General features: G+C 41.0%; 10 protein-coding genes. 5 read left to right on the top strand and 5 right to left on the bottom strand.

Annotated elements, in window-relative coordinates; translation table 11 throughout:
- Nucleotides 1–427: 427 nt before the first annotated feature.
- The 3 genes from V7K42_RS09375 to V7K42_RS09365 all read right to left on the bottom strand — a co-directional run bounded on the left by V7K42_RS09375 (nt 428) and on the right by V7K42_RS09365 (nt 3,899).
- A complete protein-coding gene (locus V7K42_RS09375; protein ID WP_334915551.1) occupies nt 428–1,288 on the bottom strand; it encodes a fructosamine kinase family protein in 861 nt (286 codons plus the stop codon).
- Nucleotides 1,289–1,390: 102 nt separating this feature from the next.
- The gene (locus tag V7K42_RS09370; protein ID WP_334915550.1) at nt 1,391–2,695 is read right to left on the bottom strand and encodes a M16 family metallopeptidase; all 1,305 of its coding nucleotides are present in this window, start codon (nt 2,693–2,695) and stop codon (nt 1,391–1,393) included.
- 334 nt (nt 2,696–3,029) lie between these two features.
- The gene (locus V7K42_RS09365; protein WP_334915548.1) at nt 3,030–3,899 is read right to left on the bottom strand and encodes a zinc metalloprotease HtpX; all 870 of its coding nucleotides are present in this window, start codon (nt 3,897–3,899) and stop codon (nt 3,030–3,032) included.
- Between the two features lie 536 nt (nt 3,900–4,435).
- Here V7K42_RS09365 and V7K42_RS09360 point away from each other — a divergent pair.
- The 3 genes from V7K42_RS09360 (at nt 4,436) to V7K42_RS09350 (ending at nt 10,133) form a co-directional block, all read left to right on the top strand.
- Complete coding sequence (locus V7K42_RS09360) at nt 4,436–4,714, top strand: GlsB/YeaQ/YmgE family stress response membrane protein (protein WP_334833623.1); 279 nt, start codon at nt 4,436–4,438, stop codon at nt 4,712–4,714.
- A gap of 58 nt (nt 4,715–4,772) precedes the next feature.
- Nucleotides 4,773–5,690 carry a hypothetical protein gene (locus V7K42_RS09355; RefSeq protein WP_334915546.1) on the top strand — a complete coding sequence of 306 codons (918 nt, stop codon included), beginning with the start codon at nt 4,773–4,775 and terminating at the stop codon, nt 5,688–5,690.
- Nucleotides 5,691–6,491: 801 nt separating this feature from the next.
- Nucleotides 6,492–10,133: a response regulator gene (locus V7K42_RS09350; protein ID WP_334915545.1), complete on the top strand. Its 3,642-nt coding sequence runs from the start codon at nt 6,492–6,494 to the stop codon at nt 10,131–10,133.
- 129 nt (nt 10,134–10,262) lie between these two features.
- Here the strand turns inward: V7K42_RS09350 and V7K42_RS09345 are convergent, their stop codons facing one another.
- Nucleotides 10,263–11,279 (bottom strand): ribose-phosphate pyrophosphokinase, encoded by a 1,017-nt coding sequence (locus V7K42_RS09345; protein WP_334915543.1) that lies wholly within the window; start codon nt 11,277–11,279, stop codon nt 10,263–10,265.
- Between the two features lie 681 nt (nt 11,280–11,960).
- Here V7K42_RS09345 and V7K42_RS09340 point away from each other — a divergent pair.
- Nucleotides 11,961–13,910: an amino acid transporter gene (locus V7K42_RS09340; RefSeq protein ID WP_334915541.1), complete on the top strand. Its 1,950-nt coding sequence runs from the start codon at nt 11,961–11,963 to the stop codon at nt 13,908–13,910.
- A gap of 56 nt (nt 13,911–13,966) precedes the next feature.
- Here V7K42_RS09340 and V7K42_RS09335 read toward each other — a convergent pair whose 3' ends face one another.
- Nucleotides 13,967–15,505, bottom strand: a complete 1,539-nt coding sequence (locus V7K42_RS09335; protein ID WP_334915539.1) for a glycosyltransferase family 39 protein — start codon at nt 15,503–15,505, stop codon at nt 13,967–13,969.
- Nucleotides 15,506–15,725: 220 nt separating this feature from the next.
- On the opposite strand from V7K42_RS09335, the gene V7K42_RS09330 reads away from it, so the two are divergent.
- Nucleotides 15,726–16,076 carry a histidine triad nucleotide-binding protein gene (locus V7K42_RS09330; RefSeq protein ID WP_334915537.1) on the top strand — a complete coding sequence of 117 codons (351 nt, stop codon included), beginning with the start codon at nt 15,726–15,728 and terminating at the stop codon, nt 16,074–16,076.
- The last annotated feature ends 270 nt before the right edge of the window (nt 16,077–16,346 follow it).

The raw sequence follows: 16,346 nt of genomic DNA, 5'->3' as shown, positions 1-16,346 counted from the left end.
ATCAGTCTCCAAGCAATACCAATACTGCTCGGTTAAGAGTCGATCCCCCCAACCCCCCTTAAAAAGTGGGGCTAAGAACGCCTTATGTTCCACCTTTTTAAGTGGAGCATGTGGCGTGGATTAAAGGGTATCTCAAATGACTATGCACCTTAAGCGAGCAGTATTGCAAGCAATACCACCTTCTGTTTTTCCAAGGGTATGCGTTAACAACGCAAGTTGATGTATTAACAACGCTAGTCGATGGGTTACAACGCAAGCCGATGCATTCACAATGCAAGTTGACGCATTCACAACGCAAGCCGATGCATTCACAAAGCAAGTCGATGCTTTAACAAAGTGAGCCGACACATTAACAACGCAAGCCGACGCATTGCTATTGCACGGTATTACCAAATTTAATTCGCTACGAATTAATAAAATGCTGTACTTAGCGCAAAATCTGGTCAATCATCCGGTTAGCCTGGGAAGCATAACCGCCCCCGAATAAATTGAAGTGATTCAAAATGTGATACAGGTTATAGAGTGTTTTTCTCCGCTCATAGCCTGCATTTAAAGGAAAAACCTCGTTATAACCTTTGTAAAAAGCTGCGGGGAACCCACCAAATAATTCTGTCATAGCAATATCAACTTCGCGATCGCCAAAATAAGTTGCTGGATCAAAAATCACGGGTTCTCCTGAGGCTGTACACCCAGCATTTCCGCCCCATAAATCGCCATGTACTAAAGAAGGTTGCACCTGATGCGCCAATATTTCAGGGATAGCTACTAGTAATTTTTCTTCTTGGGGGAAACTTCCTCCCCGTCGCCTTGCCAACTGAAATTGATAACCTAAGCGATGTTTAATATAAAATTCTGTCCAATCTGCTGTCCAAGTATTGATTTGGGGCGTGGAACCAATGGTATTGTTAATTTTCCAACCAAAACCTTGACTACTGCTAGCTTGATGCATCGCCGCCAACTTGCGCCCCATCTCTTCCCACAAATTGCTGTTACCGTTACCAAGTTCTAACCATTCCAGGGCGATGTAGCTAGAATTTTCAGCTAAACCCCAGCAAATAGGTTTTGGGACGCGAATACTAGCTGTGGCTAGCATTTCCTTTAAACCCAATGCCTCAGCCTCAAACATCGCAGCTTGGGATGCAAGGTTCAGCTTGACGAAGTAGGTAATCTCACCATTGGAAACAGCATAACCTTGGTTGATGCATCCGCCACCAACCGATCGCCGTTGCTGACTCTGAAATTTTTCGCCAGTCTCCTGGCTAATATGAGTATCGATTTGAGTCCACATAGTTAAATTGGGGATGAGAGAGCAGGGGGAGCAGGGGAAGTAAGGGAAGAAGAACTATTGATTAATGACCAATTCCTCATTCCCCATTCCCCATTTTTTAATTTACGGCTTGACGACAACTACACCATAAGCCTCTGGGGAAAGATACTCTTTGGCTGCTTGCATCAAGTCAGTTGCATCTTGACTCTGAATATAGTCTGGGTAATTAAAGGCGGGTTCTAAATCTCCCACCAAGGAATGATAGTAACCATACAACCCAGTGCGATCGCTTGGTGTTTCATTGCCAAAAATAAATCTGTTCGCTACTCGCCGCCGTACACGGGCAATTTCTGACTCTGTGACTAACTCGGTTTGGATTGTGCGAATATGTTTAGCGATCGCATCCTCTACTTCAGCTAAATTTTCCACTGCACATTTAGCTGAAATATAAAATGTCCCTTGCAGCTGATTGCTCATATTGCTCACAGAAATTGAAGTAACTAATCCCCGTTCTTCTCGTAAATCCCTCACCAACCTTGATGTCCGTCCATGTCCCAAAACTCCTGCTAAAACATCCAGTCCATAGGTGCGATCTAACTGCGCCATTCCTGGAACTCGCCAAAGCATCAATAGCCTTGCTTGCTGGAGACTTTCATCTGTAAATTCTTGACGGACAATTTCTGTAAATGGTGATTCAGCGTTGAGTGCTGTTAGCGGTAGCGGGGCGTTTAGCCCGTGGGGATTGGGGATTGGGGAGTACTGAGTTTTATTGGCTTTTGTAAATCCTTCAGCAACGATCGCAATTAATTCTTCCACAGGTAAATTGCCCACAGCTACAGCAGTAATTGACTGGGGTTGATACCAAATATCATGAAAATCCCGCATCTGCTGGGGTTTAAGTTCAGAAATTACTGATTCTGGCCCCAATACCGCACGGCGATAAGGTAGCTCACTATAGGCTGTCTCCATTGCTCGGCGAAATGTCCGCCGTTGGGGATTATCCTCTGAACGCCTAATTTCTTCTAAAACTACTAATCGCTCGCGTTCAAAAGCATCATCAGGAATACTAGCATTTGATACTACATCTATTTGTAGTGGAGCAAGCTGGGCAAAATCTTTGGGGGCAGTCGTTATATAGTAATGAGTATAGTCTTGGCTGGTAGCGGCATTGGTAACAGCACCCCGTTCTTCAATTCGACGTTCAAACTCACCGCTAGCCAGTCGTTCTGTTCCCTTAAAAATCATGTGCTCTAAAAAATGAGCCATACCGTTAATGGCATCAGATTCTACGACTGAACCAACTTTAATCCATAAGTTGAGGTTTACAGCTTCAACTGGCATCTGCTCCGCAATGATTGTCAAACCATTGGGTAACTGATGCAGTGTTGGGCTATGAAGACGAGTAAATTTCCGCAGGGTTGAAGTCATTGCTACTTGTGTGAGGAGCTATGTTACTTCTTTATCTTATCCGCGACAGAAAATCTATATAAAAGACCTCTCCCTAGGAGAGGTTCGGCAAACTAACGAGAGTAAGGATTATTGGGGAGCAATGCTCTAACAGTGACGTGGGTAAGCAGGGGAGGCAGGGGATGCTCTTGAGGCAGGGGGGGAATCAAGAAATTAAGTGTATTTTGGACTATCTTGGCAGCAAAAATTACTAAATATTTCTCTTTACTCCCCCTGCCTCCCCTATACTAATAATCATTAGCCATTGTTAATGTCACAAATGACTAATGACTAATGACTAATTACAAATGACAAATTAATAAGCTTTTGTTGGCAGTTGTTGCTCTAATTTCAACAATGCTGCAACTCGCACCTCCGTAGCAGGGTGACTAGAAAACAAGTTACCCAGAAATTGTCCAGAGATAGAATTGATAATTAATAAAGGCTCATAAGCTGGATTTGCATTTAAAGGCATCTGCTTTGCTGAGGCTTCTAAGCGTTGTAATGCCCTAGCTAAGGCGCGGGGATTACCAGTTAATTTAGCAGATCCTGCATCAGCAGAAAATTCTCGTGTGCGCGAAATTGCTAACTGAATAATAGTTGCAGCTACTGGTGCAAGCATTACTGTTAATAAAACACCCAAAGGATTTCCACCTCTGTTGTTATCTCGTGAACCACCGCCAAACCATAAGCTGTAACTCACCATTTGCGCTAGGAATGAGATAGCACCAGCAACAGTAGCAGCAACGGCTTGGGTGAGGGTGTCACGATTAATAATGTGGGTCAGTTCGTGGGCGATAACGCCTTCGAGTTCATCCTCTGGTAAGATATTCAAAATGCCTTCGGTGACAGCCACAGCAGCGTGTTCTGGATCGCGCCCTGTCGCAAAGGCGTTAGCACCTTGGCTTGGGACAATGTAAACTTTGGGCATGGGGATGTTAGCGCGATCGCTTAATCTCTGCACCATCCGATAAAGTCCTGGCGCTTCTCCTTCACTCACTGGCTGGGCGCGGTATACTGCCAGCGCAATCTTATCTGATTGATACCAAGAAAACAAGTTGGTGACTGCTGCCAAGCCAACTCCAATTATTAAGCCACTAGTACCACCAATTACCCAGTAACTAATTGCGATCAAAAGACCACTTAATGCAGCGAGCATTGCAGCCGTTTTCAGTTGATTTGTCATATTTTCGCTCTCCTGCTAATGCTGTATAAATTTTCTAGAAAACAGCACTAATATCAGCCACGCTTTGATTGTATCTAGCTCAACGTAGATATATGGTACAGAAAACCTCTCAGAGAAGTACGGTTTTCCCACTTAACTTTTATCAATACTAATTTAGTTATTTTTGATACTGCAAGTCATGGCTAAAAGATTCATTTTTCTAGATAATAAAAACACATCTATCTAGAGGATTAATTGTTTATATATCAAAAGTTAGAAGCAAGTATGATACCTACGCCTGGCTACACCTACGTTATGAATTGAGATCCGCTTATTGATTTATATAGTTAAAGCAAAAAGGATGATTGCCATAGCAGAGACATTAATATTACTCATTTATATATTCATCCTTAAATACAACCAACTTTGTGATTATTCAAATAATATCTAAAGATTTTTGATATTAGTTCTCTAGATAGATCGGGAATTTTATCGACAAACTTTAATATGAAATAGTCGAAAACAAACAAGGCAGATTTCCACGAAGGAGAAATTCAATGACTAACATTATTGCTTGGTTGGTTTTAGGTTTAATTGCAGGTGCGTTGGCTAAGTTATTTTATCCAGGAACCCAAGGTGGCGGTATTCTCTCCACGATTGTACTAGGAATACTTGGAGCTGTAGTGGGTGGTTACTTGGGTCAAGCTTTACTCGGAAGTAGTTCAGCCGCCGCCGCATCTGTAGGAGCTTTGTCCCTTGGAAGCATTTTATTTGCTGTTCTAGGTGCTATGTTATTAATTTTCCTTTGGGGTTTACTGACTCGTCGAGCTGTGTAATAGCATCAAATTAACTGACAATTTTGGGAATCACTTCTAGCTGCAAAAAACCGATAAAATGACATTAGATAAAGAGCGAATAACTGTAGGAGTATTCGCTAGATGTTCAGATGCACAATTGGCACTTCAGGAACTCAAAGCTTCTAATTTTCCAATGCACAAGGTTTCTGTAATTGCTCGCAATGTAGAAGAACAAAGTGATATTGCTGGTGTTGAAGTTAAAGAACGCACTAGCAATACATCTGGACAAGATGTTGGTGAAGTCTTTAATTGTGATGCTTTAGGCGATCTTAGTGGCTTATTAGTCGGTCTAGTACTCTGGGTAATTCCTGGTATAGGGCGAGTCATGATAGCTGGAGCAGAAGCAACAGCGATCGCTACTACCTTAGCAGGTGGTTTGCCTAGTATATTTATAAATTTAGGAATTCCTAAAGAGGAAGCACAGGGTTATAGCGATCTCGTCTGTAAAAGTTACTATTTGCTGATAGTAACTGGTATAGACATAGAAATCCGTCTTGCTAAGAGGATTTTTAGTCGCCGTGATATTCAACAACGAGAACAACGAAGTGTTAATGAGCCATACTTAACGCCGAATAGTCGCTATAGGCACGCTATTGGTGTTTTTTATACGCGCCAAGATACCGAAAGAGTCCTTACTGAATTGAGAACTGCTGACTTTCCGATGAGTCAAGTATCAGTAGTTGCTAAAAATAGAAGCAGTTTAAGTGATATTTGTGAAGGAAATCTCAGGAGTTCTCAAGATAACTACACAACTCTCGGAATTCCTAACGATCTAGTTAAATATTATGACCAGCAAGTGGTCCTTGGTCATTATTTAGTAGTCATCAAAGGTACTGATATTTACATAGCAGGTGCAAGAGCTATTTTAGAAAGCAACAAAATCCAACATTTTGGTATATACAGCCAATCTGAGCTTAATGCAGCTAGAAGCGATCGCCAGACTACAAACTTCTAGTTACATATTCATTTAGGATGTTATATAAAACACATGCGATTCCAACAAATGAATATTGTTTTTTGAAACTCTTGTTTTCTACCATAATGCTCCTTGTAAGTAGGTCGGCGCAATTAAAGCTAACTGGCGACGGCTGTCATTAGTCAGGGCTATAATACTATTTACGTTTAGTAACATGTTTCATTAATTGTTATCAACTTACTTAAACATAATTTTTTAGTTAATACGTATAGTAATATACAATTATAGTGATTTCGTGTCCATTGGCAAAAGCCACTATCTTATCTGTATAGGACTCCTATTTGCATCTTGTTCAAAAATCAAATAGGAGTTTTATAGTGTTTAGAGAATGATGACATTGGATAATATCGTATTATGATTTTCAATCCATCAATTGTGCCTTTTGGAGTTTACAGAATTTTGGTCTTACTAGGTCAATGACTGCAATTATAAAACCTAGCACTTTTTAGTAAAGTCTAATGTATGTTAAATTTATAAATAATCTAACAGGAAGTGATTGATATTCACCGCTAAATTAAAAAGTAAAGTTGTTACTACTTTTGAAGAAAATTATGCTATCTAAAAGTTTAATATTTGCTAAATTATAAAAATGCTAGAGAAAAATATTTATATACTTAATTTAAAATCACATCACATTTGTAAAAGGATTAAAATGCGATCGCTCGTTCTGAACGTACCAAAAACTAGCCACCATATCCACATCAATTAGATACTTTACATTCTTTTTGGATAGTTAAAACAGAATCAGAACAAAAATAATTTGAATACTTGTCTGGAATAATGTTAAACAGTTTGAAGATTGGAACCAAGATTGGAATAAGTTTTGCCCTGAGTTTGGCAACTCTGACCACCATTGGTTTAGTCTCCTACCAAAGTACCAACGATCTAATTGAAACTTCAGTCAAAGAAAACCATACTTACCAGGTGCTAAGTCAACTTGAATACCTGAACTTGCAACTGACCAATGCTGAGACTGGGCAACGTGGTTATGTAATTACTGGAAAACAGAGCTATCTGGAACCTTATAATGCTGCCATTAGTGTGTTGGAGCAAAAAGTCAGGGAACTTCAGAGATTAACAGTAGATAACCCCAACCAACAGCGACGACTGGATAGTTTACAGCCACTAATCGCTCAAAAGCTGGCTGAACTTAAAGAAACCATTGACTTGCGCCAAAATCAAGGCTTTGAAGTTTCCCAGAAGGTTGTACTGACAGACCAGGGTAAGCAAGTGATGAGTGAAATCCGCAAAGTAATCTTGGCGATGGAAAATGAGGAAAATGGACTCCTGAAGCAACGTTCTCAAAAAGCACAAGCAGCTGCCCAGCAAACCATCACTAGCGTTGTCCTTAGTATTCCCCTATTTTCTTTAATCTTGGTTTTAATTGGATTCATCCTGACCAGACATATCTCAGTACCGTTGAAGCAAGTTTCTGGTTTGGCAGAAAAAATGGCGGATGGGGATTTATCAGTGAGTTTACCAGATAGCGATCGCCTAGATGAAATTGGCGTGTTGACGCGCACCTTCAACCAGATGATTACTAATCTGCGAAACACAACTCAAAAAAATGACGAGCAAAACTGGCTAAAGTCTAACTTAGCTGAATTTACCCAGATGCTCCAAGGGCAGTGCCATCTGGAAAGTGCAACTAGCTTAATATTGTCGAATTTAGCACCACTGGTTGGAGCATCACAAGGCGTTTTCTATGCGATGTCCTCCTTAGACGACCAGCTAGTACTGAAATTATTAAGTAGTTATGCTTACAAAGAGCGAAAAAACGTTGCAAATCAGTTTCGCTTGGGCGAGGGATTGGTAGGACAATGCGCCTTAGAAAAACAAAGAATCCTCCTCACAGAAGTTCCTAGTGACTATATCCGCATCAGTTCTGGCTTGGGGGAATCACCACCACTAAATATTATTGTCTTGCCTATATTGTTTGAGACGGAGGTCAGTGCAGTAATTGAACTTGCCTCTTTTGCGTCTTTTAGCCATTTGCATCTAACATTTTTAGAGCAATTGAGTGAAAATTTGGGAGTATTTTTAAATAACATCGCTTCACAATTGCAAACCCAGCAACTACTTGAAGAGTCTGTTGCTTTAACTGAAGAACTGCAAACTCAGCAAGAAGAACTACAGCAGAGCAATCAACGCCTAGAAGAGCAAGCGCACGAGTTGGAAGAATCACAATTTATTGTCAAGCAGTCTAACGAAGAATTACAACAATTAAATGAAGAGCTAGAAGAAAAGGCAGAATTATTAGAAGTTCAAAATCAGGAAGTTGTTCGCAAGAACCAGGAAGTTGAACGAGCAAGGCAGTCTTTTGAAGAAAAAGCTGAACAACTGGCCTTGTCTTCCAAATATAAGTCAGAATTTCTGGCGAATATGTCCCACGAATTACGGACACCCCTAAATAGCTTGTTAATTTTAGCAAGACTGTTATCAGATAATTCTCTTAACAACTTGACCGATAAACAGGTAGAGTACAGCCGGACTATTTACTCGGCTGGCACTGATTTGCTGGAGTTGATCAATGACATCCTAGATTTAGCAAAAATTGAGTCGGGTACTATGTCGCTCAATATTGAGCAAATTGCTTTTGCAGACTTGGAAACATCTCTAGAGCAGACTTTCCGACAAATAGCCCACAAGAAAAAACTCAGTTTTACTATTGAACTGGATGATAAGTTACCTGCGACAATTTCTAATGACTCCAAACGTCTGCAACAAGTACTAAAAAATCTCCTAGCTAACGCCTTTAAGTTTACTGAAAAGGGAGGTGTGAAGTTAGAAATTAGTATGTCTTCTGATGGAACCCAAGTTGATAATCCCATGATTGCTTTTGCCGTTAGCGACACGGGTATAGGCATTCCAGACGAGAAGCAAAAGATTATTTTCGAGGCATTTCAGCAAGCAGATGGCACAACCAGCCGCAAGTACGGCGGGACTGGCTTGGGTTTGTCCATCAGCCGCGAATTGGCTCAACTGTTGGGAGGGAGAATTGAACTAGTCAGCCAAGCAGGCGAGGGAAGCACCTTCACTCTCTACTTACCCAAGCGACAGGAAAAGAATGGTCAAAATATTACATCCCTGGAGCCAACACCAACCACCACTATCCGCAAAGTATCGACCATAAAAGAAGTGCCTCTGGTCGAAAGCAAACCCACAACTGTGGACACCTCTCCATCAGCGAAAGTATCTACCACCTTCCCCCACGAAATTCCAGATGACCGGGAAATAATTCAACCGGGCGATCGCATTTTGCTAATTATTGAAGATGATGATAAATTCGCCCGTATCTTATTAGATATGGCACGGGAGCAGGGTTTTAAAACCATCGTTGCTTTACAGAGCAAACAAGGTTTAGTACTCGCGCAAGAGTTTAAGCCTGATGCGATTATGCTCGATATTTATATGCCAGAAATGGATGGTTGGACGGTTCTGGATCGTCTCAAGCACAAGCCAGATACCAGACATATACCAGTACATATACTTTCTGTGGATGAAAGACAGCAACGGGGATTACAGCTAGGAGCGATTACCTATCTCCAAAAACCCGTTTCTCCAGAAGAGCTAACTCAGGTATTGACTGATATTAAAGGCTTTATTGAGCGTCAGGTAAGAAATCTCCTGATCGTAGAAGATGACCCAGTCCAAGCCCAAAGTATTATCGAACTGATTGGTAATGGTGATGTCCAGAGTACAGCAGTGGGTACGGGGGCAGAAGCGCTGTTGATTTTGCGATCGCATCACTTTGACTGTATGGTACTCGATCTCGGTCTGCCCGACATGAGCGGGTTTGAACTAATTGAGCAAATCAAGCAAGAACCTAGGCTGTTGAAACTGCCGATCATCGTTTACACCGGCAAAGAACTCAGCCGACAAGAAGAAACCCAACTGCGGGGACTAGCAGAGACAATTATTATTAAAAATGTGCGATCGCCAGAGCGGTTGTTAGACGAAACTGCTCTATTTTTGCATCGGGTGCAAGCAAATTTGCCCCCACCAAAGCGTCAGATGCTAGAGCAACTACACCAAAACGATCCGGTGCTGACTAATCGGAAAATTTTGATTGTAGATGATGACCTACGGAATATTTTTGCCCTGACCAGCTTTTTAGAAAGCTATCAAATGCAAGTACTGTTTGCCGAAAATGGCAGAGATGGCATAGAGATGCTGCAAACTAATCCTGACATTAATATAGTCTTGATGGATATCATGATGCCACAAATGGATGGTTACGAAACCACCCGTGCCATCCGTCAGCGACAACAGTTTCGCTCCCTACCAATAATTGCTTTAACTGCCAAAGCTATGCCAGGCGATCGCGAAAAGTGCATCGAAGCTGGAGCCTCTGACTATATCACCAAACCTGTAGATACCGAGCAACTGCTTTCACTACTCCGGGTTTGGCTGTATCGCTAGGGAATGGGGAGAGCAAGAGTTTTCTGTAATCTCAGGACAAAAATTTGAGGTATTTAAAAACCCACACGTAACCAATTAAAGGTTACAGTGTGGGTAATTGATACCTATAAAGATAACGTTAATGACAATTTAGCGAAACATACTACTAACTGAAGTATCTTCATGAATCCGCCAAATGGTTTCTCCTAAGAGATTAGCCACTGACAGCACCACTAGTTGAGGAAAACGATTACTTTCTGGTATGGGGATCGTATTGGTGACAATTACTTCCTCAAACAAACCACTAGACAACCGCTCCATTGCTGGTGGAGAGAATACCGCATGAGTTGCACAGGCATATACCTGACGCGCTCCTTCTTCACGTAGTAATCGCGCCCCTTCTGCGATCGTGCCGCCTGTGTCGATCATGTCATCCACCAACACTGCCGTTTTGCCTCTAACATCGCCGATAACATTTAACACTTCTGCAACATTATGTGCCTGACGACGTTTGTCAATAATTGCCAGTGGCGCATCATTCAGTTTTTTGGCAAATGCTCTCGCTCGTGCTACACCGCCAACATCGGGAGAAACAACTACAACATCGGGCAGTTGTTTGCTTGCTAGATAATCCAGCAATACTGGCGAACCATAAACATGGTCAAAGGGGATATCGAAATAACCTTGAATTTGCGCCGAGTGCAAATCCATTGCTAGAACGCGGTTGGCTCCTGCTTCAGTGATCAAGTTAGCAACCAGCTTGGCGGTGATCGACTCTCGTCCTGCTGTTTTGCGATCGGCACGAGCATAGCCATAGTAGGGAATTACTGCCGTCACCTGTCGCGCAGAAGCTCGACGACAAGCGTCAACCATAATCAATAATTCCATCAAATGATCGTTTACAGGTTGACAACATGGTTGGATTAAATAGACATCACAACCACGAATTGATTCTTGGATTTGAACGTAAAGTTCTCCATCCGCAAATCTTTTGCGAATCATTGGCCCCAAGTCCATGCCCAGATAACGAGCGACTTCTTGAGACAGTTGGATATTGGCAGAGCCAGAAAACAGCCGCAGGCGATGATTCTCGGTCAGTCCTGTTGCAGATGGTTGCATTTTGAAAGTTGCAGAACTGAGCACAGCAGATCCTCTATGTGCATTCATAGTAATATTATCATTAAAGATTTAATAGATTTAACCGAGAAATTGCCTAAAAAAACACTTGTGAGTTTTATTGAAGCTTCCATACAAAATTAAAACATCTTTCCATAAAATTATCGTTCGCTAACTGTCGAATGTTCTTGGCAAGCAAACTATTGATAGCTTAAGGAGCATCCAATCCGTCCACTAGGTCTATAGTTCAAGTTTTTTGGGGTGAGGTAAATAACCCCAATCTCTCAAAGATTGGTGTGATAGATTGCTTATTCTAACTACCTCATTTATAAGTGACACTAAAGCATTTACAACTTAAGTAATATTAAAGTTTGTTTTTAGATACGTGTTGAACGCTTGTGGCTAAGTGTGCAACACGTATCTAATTATATTCTACGATCCTAGCGGTAAATAAATAAACTGGCAGACTTAATTTTTAGTTTGAAGCCAAAAGCCGCGTCCGAACGGTACTATTAAAGTCTTAAATCCTTTGCCGTTGGTGTTTTCGGAGCGGATAACGTCGATAAGTCTTTCTTTCGTATTTGACTTTCCGTCGATCTTGCTGCTCTAGTCTAACTAAAATATTTTGTAAATATGACAAGATGCTTAATCTACAATATATAGTTGCTATATATTTGTAGCTAAAAATTTTAGCAAATCACCAAGCCAAGTTTTGCAACCCAACCGTATTTGATGGCTAAATCAATTGTTTCAACAAAACGCCTCAGCAGTCAGTTTATTAGCTGGTTGCTTGAAGAAAACAGACGAGATAAGGAAGGATCGTACCGCCGTAAGGAAGAAACACATCGCCAGCATTCTTGGTGGAAGGTCATGTGTTTGACTGGTGTAGATTATTTCTCAACCCTTGGCTATCAACCTGGTATTGCAGCACTGGCTGCTGGCGCTCTTTCTCCTATAGCTACCCTGATTTTAGTTTTACTGACCCTGTTCGGAGCATTGCCAATCTATCGACGCATTGCTGCCGAAAGCCATCATGGAGAAGGGTCGATCGCAATGTTAGAGCGTTTGCTCCCTTGGTGGCAGGGTAAATTACTTGTGCTGTGCTTACTTGGCTTTGTGGCAACCGACTTTATTATTACCATTACCCTATCGGCTGCTGATGCTACAGCCCATATAATCGAAAATCCGCTTACCCCAGATTGGTTTCACGGTCAAGCGATCGCAATCACCTTAGTATTAGTTGCATTACTAGGCGCAGTTTTCTTGAGAGGTTTCCGAGAAGCGATTGGGATTGCAGTCGTGTTGGTGGGAGTTTATTTACTGTTAAACTCCATAGTCGTTAGCGTTGGTGTGTATCAGATTTTAACTCACCCAGGAGCGATCGCTAACTGGCATGCGGCACTTTTTGCCCGCCATTCCAACCCTTTGATACTAATTGGTATATCTCTCCTCATATTTCCAAAGCTAGCACTAGGATTGTCAGGCTTTGAGACTGGTGTCACCGTTATGCCCCTCGTCAAAGGTAGCAGCAACGATACTCCCCAATATTCCAAAGGACGGATTCAGAATACACGTAAGCTGCTGACTACTGCTGCTCTGATTATGAGCTTCTTTTTGCTCACCACCAGCTTTATAACCACTTTACTGATTCCAGTCGCAGAATTTGCATCTGGGGGCAAAGCTAACGGACGAGCCCTTGCTTATTTAGCACATCTTTATCTAGGCAATGCCTTTGGCACAATTTACGATATCAGTACTATTTCCATTTTGTGGTTTGCAGGTGCATCTGCAATGGCAGGGCTGCTGAATATTGTGCCTCGCTACCTACCACGTTATGGTATGGCACCGAATTGGGCACGAGTAACGCGACCTTTAGTGTTAGTGTACACAGCGATCGCTTTTGTTGTCACAATCATCTTCAAAGCAAGTGTAGAAGCCCAAGGTGGAGCTTACGCAACTGGTGTGCTTGTATTGATTACCTCAGCAGCCTTTGCCGTAACCTTATCAGCCCACCGCCACAGAGAGAAGCGGGCAAAACTTGTTTTTGGCATTATCACACTGTTATTTTTATATACCACTATTGTTAATATCATCGAAAGACCAGAGGGGATTAGAATCGCTGGGTTTTTCATTGGTGCGATCATTTTTACCTCACTAGTTTCTCGTGTTTGGCGTTCAACGGAACTGCGAGCAGAGCGGATCGAAGTTGACGAACTTGCTGGCCAATTCCTTGCGGAAGAGAGCCAGGGAGCAATACGGTTAATTGCAAATAGATTGAATACGGGTGATGTCCTAGAGTATTTTTTAAAAGAGAAAGAAGTCCGCGAGGATAACCATATTCCAGCCAACGATCCAATTCTTTTTCTAGAGATTCAGGTATCAGATGCTTCCGAGTTTGCGGATATCATCAAAGTAAGAGGGGTACAAGTTGGTGATTATCGCATTTTAAGGGCTGAGAGTGCAGCAGTACCTAATGCGATCGCGGCTTTACTGCTTTATATTCGTGACCATACAGGTAAAATTCCTCATGCCTACTTTGGCTGGGTTGAGGGCAATCCCATACAATACTTACTGCGTTTTATCTTATTTGGTGAGGGTGATATTGCTGTAGTCACCCGTGAAGTACTACGTCGGGCTGAAAAGAATCCCCACAAACGTCCTGGCGTTCATGTTGGAGGTTGATTAAGCATCATAAATAATTGAGCCGCCTTGGGAAAAACTCAATTAAGTACTTTTTTCTATTTTTTTCTTGTGAATCGATATATTTTCATATAAGGCCAATCAGCCTCACCTTGTAGTTTATATAAATCACTCATTTCTGCTTGAAAAACATCTCTAAATTCCCAATAAAATTCGCGGTTAATTATCACAAAAACTGTATCTGCATTGTTTGTTGCTATACTAACCTTTTCTCCAATATTTTTTCCCTTCATAATTTTCCGAATATAATCTGGTGCATATATAGTTGATGAATCTCCGTAATATTTCAGTAATCTAGGCTGTCCGTATAACAATACAGATTTTGCAGATTCATTTCGATTTTGTAGCAGATAGCGAACAGCCGAACGGTAGTCATCTTTGGAATAGGCGGGATTGGAATAGTATTGCCAATTTGAATAAACATTCATCAATAGCAAAGAAACAGTAGCGAACTTTGGAACTTGAGAGAATAGAGAAAGTTTATTCTGGCGCTGATAATTATATAAAAAAGCTGATGGAATCAAAATGAAAATTGGTATACATAGATAAAAAGAGTGGCGAGGTAGCCAATTAATTTTGGTTGCCAAGGCAAATAGCAAGGTTAGTAAAAAGGATGTTACTAAAAGCGATGTGAAAAAGTAATCAGCCTCTTGATATCTTTTCCTCTTGCGGTGTCTTGATAGACTTTTTACCAAAGCTAAAAAGATGACAGTAATGACAATAATAAATATTAATAACTGAGGCCAGTAACCAAGTAAAACATTTATCTTTTCTGGATCGCGTAATTTCTCCAGTGGCGGCCCATAGGATGTCCCGACTAATATACCGTAGAACACAAAAATTATGTTTGTAATTATAGGTAATCCAGTCCGAGTAACTTGAGTAGCAGTGGGATCGGATGCAGCTGGTGATGATAAGTAGAACCAAAGCATTGGAGAGGAAAAAACTACCGGAGGTATCCACCATCTGAGCAATTCTTTTAAGTTTCTATAAATAATTGCATGAGATAAACAAATGGATGAACTAAATATAATTGTCAAAATACTGCCAAAACTTCCTATGGCTGTAAAGATACCAAAAAGCAATTGGGGAATAATTTTATTCCTCTTATCTACAGTGATTGCATAACTAAAAAAATATATTTGCAGTGAGGTTATAAATATTAATAATGCGTAAGGTCTGGCATCTTGGCTATAAAATACGCTAAAAGAACTAACTGCTAGGATTGTAGACGACCATAAAGCATGTTTTCTTCCATAAACACGTAGAGTCGTAAAAAATATGGCAATTACTGAGCCGACTCCTAGTAAAGATGAGAGCGATCTAATCGCAAATTCACTATCCCCAAACACTGAACGCCAATAGAACAAGATCAAATAATAAAGTGGTTGGTATTTATCACCAGCTTCTCGATTTACAATGTTGGATAAATTTTCTTGAACACTTGTAGCATCAGATAAAGCGAGACTCCAGCCTTCATCAAACCAAAGACTTTGATTTTGTAATAAACAGAAACGCAGAAATATGCTAATTATGATAATAATAAAAATAACAAAATAGTATTTTGACTGTTTCATAAAAATCTCCAAAGCATTGGTACATTGAATATGCAACTTTCTAATCATCAAAATCCCACCCTATAGTTCAGTAAGAGATTGTAATCATTGTCTCTATGTTGTGGTGGGAGGAATGTTATCTATGGAGACTCTACCACAGGAATGAGTATTTTGTTGTCTAGACGATCTAGTTACTACACTAAACCTTTAAAATCTCTAGCAGATGAGTAGGTAGATTAGCATGAGTGAAACTATAGAAACGATTTTCAGCAAAATCATTCGTCGGGAAATTCCCGCCGATATTGTTTATGAGGATGATTTGGCCTTAGCATTCAAAGACATCCATCCCCAAGCACCTGTTCACATCCTCGTTATTCCCAAAAAACCCATTCCCACATTAGCTGATGCTGAATCTCAAGATCATGCTCTGTTGGGGCATCTTTTGTTAACCGCCAAACGTGTTGCAGAAGTTGCTGAATTGAAAAATGGTTATCGAGTTGTTATCAACACTGGTGACGATGGTGGTCAGACAGTCCACCACTTACATCTGCATATTTTGGGAGGACGGCAGTTGGACTGGCCCCCTGGTTGATAAAAGTGGATGAATTGTGTCTCTCTTCACGATTCATCCGTAAAACAAATCACTGTTATAATCAATTCCTATTTAATATTTCTTTACAAATCTCAATTTTGCTTCTAATGTAATAGACATAGGTAAGCAAATTTGCTTATCGAAATCATCCACAAATAACCGCATTTATAAAACGATGACAACAACCTTACAACGCCGCGAAAGCGCCAACGTATGGGATAGATTCTGTGAGTGGATCACCAGCACCAACAACCGGATTTACATCGGTTG

Origin of the sequence: Nostoc sp. (assembly GCF_036917455.1) — a bacterium.
Lineage (GTDB): Bacteria > Cyanobacteriota > Cyanobacteriia > Cyanobacteriales > Nostocaceae > Nostoc.
This window is presented reverse-complemented; position numbering and strand designations above follow the sequence as displayed.

Coding starts and splice junctions, on each gene's coding strand:
- V7K42_RS09375 (WP_334915551.1), bottom strand. CDS start 1,288: ATGTGGACTCAAATCGATACTCATATTAGCCAGGAGACTGGCGAAAAA.
- V7K42_RS09370 (WP_334915550.1), bottom strand. CDS start 2,695: ATGACTTCAACCCTGCGGAAATTTACTCGTCTTCATAGCCCAACACTG.
- V7K42_RS09365 (WP_334915548.1), bottom strand. CDS start 3,899: ATGACAAATCAACTGAAAACGGCTGCAATGCTCGCTGCATTAAGTGGT.
- V7K42_RS09360 (WP_334833623.1), top strand. CDS start 4,436: ATGACTAACATTATTGCTTGGTTGGTTTTAGGTTTAATTGCAGGTGCG.
- V7K42_RS09355 (WP_334915546.1), top strand. CDS start 4,773: ATGACATTAGATAAAGAGCGAATAACTGTAGGAGTATTCGCTAGATGT.
- V7K42_RS09350 (WP_334915545.1), top strand. CDS start 6,492: ATGTTAAACAGTTTGAAGATTGGAACCAAGATTGGAATAAGTTTTGCC.
- V7K42_RS09345 (WP_334915543.1), bottom strand. CDS start 11,279: ATGAATGCACATAGAGGATCTGCTGTGCTCAGTTCTGCAACTTTCAAA.
- V7K42_RS09340 (WP_334915541.1), top strand. CDS start 11,961: ATGGCTAAATCAATTGTTTCAACAAAACGCCTCAGCAGTCAGTTTATT.
- V7K42_RS09335 (WP_334915539.1), bottom strand. CDS start 15,505: ATGAAACAGTCAAAATACTATTTTGTTATTTTTATTATTATCATAATT.
- V7K42_RS09330 (WP_334915537.1), top strand. CDS start 15,726: ATGAGTGAAACTATAGAAACGATTTTCAGCAAAATCATTCGTCGGGAA.